Annotated in this window: 2 protein-coding genes; one reads left to right on the top strand and one right to left on the bottom strand. The window is 64.7% G+C overall.

Features of this window, described 5'->3' with window-relative positions:
• Positions 1 to 147 precede the first annotated feature (147 nt).
• Positions 148 to 1,971 (top strand): phosphogluconate dehydratase, encoded by a 1,824-nt coding sequence (gene edd / locus EN884_RS30260; RefSeq protein WP_063170065.1) that lies wholly within the window; start codon positions 148 to 150, stop codon positions 1,969 to 1,971.
• A 68-nt stretch (positions 1,972 to 2,039) separates the two neighbouring features.
• On the opposite strand, the gene EN884_RS30265 is transcribed toward edd, so the two are convergent.
• Positions 2,040 to 3,396, bottom strand: a 1,357-nt coding sequence (locus EN884_RS30265; RefSeq protein WP_128360924.1) for a hypothetical protein, incomplete at its 5' end; no start/stop codon positions are given.

Genomic DNA, 3,396 nt, shown 5'->3' on the forward strand with positions numbered 1-3,396 from the left:
CCCGGGCCGCGAAAGCCAATCCGCGCCGTGCTCGACGCAGCGCAAAAGCCCGTAGAGGTTTTCTGGGCACCCTGATTCTCGATTTACACCGGTCCCGGCAAACGGCGGGAGGATGTTTCCGGGACCTCGCCTGAAAGGACCGACACCATGACCGCCAGACGCGACATCGAAGCCATTACCGAACGCATCCGCCAGCGCTCTAAGCCCGGCCGCGAGCGTTATCTCGGCCGCATCGCCGAGGCGTCGAACCGCACCGCCAACCGGGCCGTTTTGTCGTGCGGCAACCTCGCTCACGGCTTTGCGGTGTGCAGCCCCTCGGAAAAGCTCGCGCTGGGCGCCGACAAGGTGCCGAACCTCGGCATCATCACCTCCTATAACGACATGCTGTCGGCGCATCAGCCGTTCGAGAGCTTCCCCGCGCTGATCAAGGATGCAGCCCGCAAAGCCGGCGGCATCGCCCAGGTGGCAGGCGGCGTGCCGGCGATGTGCGACGGCGTCACCCAGGGCCAGCCCGGCATGGAGCTGTCGCTGTTTTCGCGCGATGTCATCGCCATGGCCGCCGCGATCGGCCTGTCGCACAACATGTTCGACGCCGCCGTCTATCTCGGCGTCTGTGACAAGATCGTGCCGGGGCTGGTGATCGCCGCCCTCACCTTCGGCCATCTGCCGGCGGTGTTCATTCCGGCCGGACCGATGACATCAGGCCTGCCCAATGACGAAAAGGCCAAGGTCCGCCAGCTCTACGCCGAGGGCAAGGCCGGACGCGCCGAACTGCTGGAGGCCGAGTCCAAATCTTACCATGGACCGGGCACCTGCACCTTCTACGGCACGGCGAATTCCAACCAGATGCTGATGGAGATCATGGGCCTGCACACGCCGGGCGCGTCCTTCGTCAATCCAGGCACGCCGCTGCGCGAGGCTTTGACCCGCGAGGCGACCAAGCGGGCGCTGGCGATTACTGCGCTTGGCAACGCCTATACGCCCGTCGGGCGGATGATCGACGAGCGCTCGATCGTCAACGGCGTCGTCGGCCTGCATGCCACCGGCGGCTCGACCAATCACACCATCCACCTGATCGCCATGGCGGCGGCGGCCGGCATCGCCATCACATGGCAGGATATTTCCGACCTGTCGGAAGCGGTGCCGCTGCTGGCGCGGGTCTATCCGAACGGCCTCGCCGACGTGAACCATTTCCACGCCGCCGGCGGGCTCGGCTTCCTGATCCGCGAACTGCTCGACGAAGGCATCCTGCATGAGGATGTGCAGACGGTGTGGGGCGAAGGCCTGCGGCCCTATGCGGTCGAGGCAAAGCTCGGCGCCGACGGAGGCGTGGTGCGCGAAGCCTCGCCGCGGACAAGCGGCGACGAAAAGGTGCTGGCGCCTTTCAACAAGGCGTTCCAGGCGACCGGTGGCCTGAAGGTGCTGTCAGGCAATCTCGGCCACGCCGTCATCAAGACTTCCGCGGTGAAGCCGGAGCGGCGTATCATCGAGGCGCCGGCCAGGGTCTTCGACAGCCAGCAAGGGCTGAACGATGCGTTCAAGGCAGGCACGCTGACCGGCGACTTCATCGCCGTCATCCGCTTCCAGGGGCCGAAGGCCAACGGCATGCCGGAACTGCACAAGCTGACCACCGTGCTCGGCATCCTGCAGGATCGCGGCCAGCGCGTGGCGCTGGTCACCGACGGGCGCATGTCGGGCGCCTCCGGCAAGGTGCCGGCGGCGATCCATGTCACACCGGAAGCGGTCGAGGAGGGTCCTATCGCCAGGATCCACGAAGGCGACATCATCCGGCTCGACGCCGATGCCGGCACGCTGGAAGTGCTGGTGCCGGCCGGCGATTTCGCGCTGCGCCGGACGGCGGATGCCGACCTCATCGGCAACGAGTTCGGTTTCGGCCGCGAGCTGTTTGCCGGCTTCCGGCAATTGGTCGGCCGCGCCGATCATGGCGCCAGCGCCTTCGGCACGGCCTGACGGCAGTTCTGCGCAACCCATGAAAAGGGGCGGCACTTGGCCGCCCTCTTGCGGTTGTGCATACGATTCTATTGCACGGTTAGCTCAGCTCGCTCGCCGGCCTTGACCGTCACGTTGCCTTCTTTCGAACTGTTGTCGGATTTCTCCGAGACGACGGCATAGTCGCCCGCCGGGATCGCTGCCTGGTACTTCTGGTCGAATGCATAGCCAAGCGACTTGCGGTTGCCGTTGATGTCCTTCTTGGCCTCGAAAATCTCGATCTTCGAGGCTCCCGGCGCGGTGATCGCCAGCACGCCGGCATTCATTGCGATTTTCAGATCCTGAAATTCGCCGACCTTGACGGTGAACGGCTGCTCGACAACGGCGAGATCAACCGTCGCAATCAAGACATAGTCATCGGCCGGCAGATCGAATTTGCTGTCGGGTCCGTAGGCATAGGTCACCTCGTCCCTGGTTCCATCGATCTTCTTTTTTGCCTTGAGCACCTTGAAGCCGATGCCTGAACCGTCCGCCTTGTCGCCGCCGGCAGCATAATAAGCATTGGCAACGACATGGCCGACACCGACAATCATGTTCTTTTCCACGGTCTTGCCGGCAGCCAGCGGAATCGTTTCGGTAGCCACCCCCTGGCCGATCGTGACCGTCACTTTCTCGTCGCCGGCCGGCAACACGGCTTTCGTGGTCCCATAGAAGGTGGCGGGCATGTCAGCACCCGGATAATCGATGACGATAGCCGCGCCATCGACGACATCTGCCCCCTCGCTCGGTCGCGGATGGATGATGAGCGTGCCGGCATTCAAGTTGAAGAGAGGCGCGTAGACTTGGCCCGCCTCGATCTTGACTTTCTGCTCGGTCTTGGCCTGGCCGTCGCTGGCCACGACGATATAGTCGCCCGGTTCCAGATTGGCCTTGTAGGCGCCGTATTCGGTGCTGACGTAGTCGCCGCGCGTACCGTCGGGTTTCGCCTTGTAGATCTCCCAGGCGTTGCCGTCAGTGACGGGATCGCCGCCCTCGGCAAGCACCGCTATCGGCAGGAAATTGAAGTCCGGTTTGGCCGGCTCGGGCGCGGGTGCCGGCGCAGGTGCCGGAGCCGGTTCAGGAGCCGGCGCTGGTGCTGCCACGGTCTCGGCAAGCGCCTCCTGCAGCGCCTTCTCGTCGGAGGCCTGGATGTATTTGCCGCCGGTGTTGTCGGCGAGGCAGGCGATCTGCTTGCCCTCGTCGGCGGTCAGGCCGAAGCCGACGACATCGGCGGTGAAGTCGACGCCGGATGCCTCGAGCTCCTTACCAAGCGCGCAGGGGTCACCGCCGCATGTTTCGAGCCCGTCGGTGATGAGCACGACCGTCGCCTTGTCCTCGGTGTATTTCAGCGCCTCGGCCGCCTGTTTGACCGCCGCCGTCAGCGGCGTCTTGCCGAGGAATTTCAGG

The organism is Mesorhizobium sp. M7A.F.Ca.AU.001.01.1.1, assembly GCF_004022735.1.
GTDB classification, from domain to species: domain Bacteria; phylum Pseudomonadota; class Alphaproteobacteria; order Rhizobiales; family Rhizobiaceae; genus Mesorhizobium; species Mesorhizobium ciceri.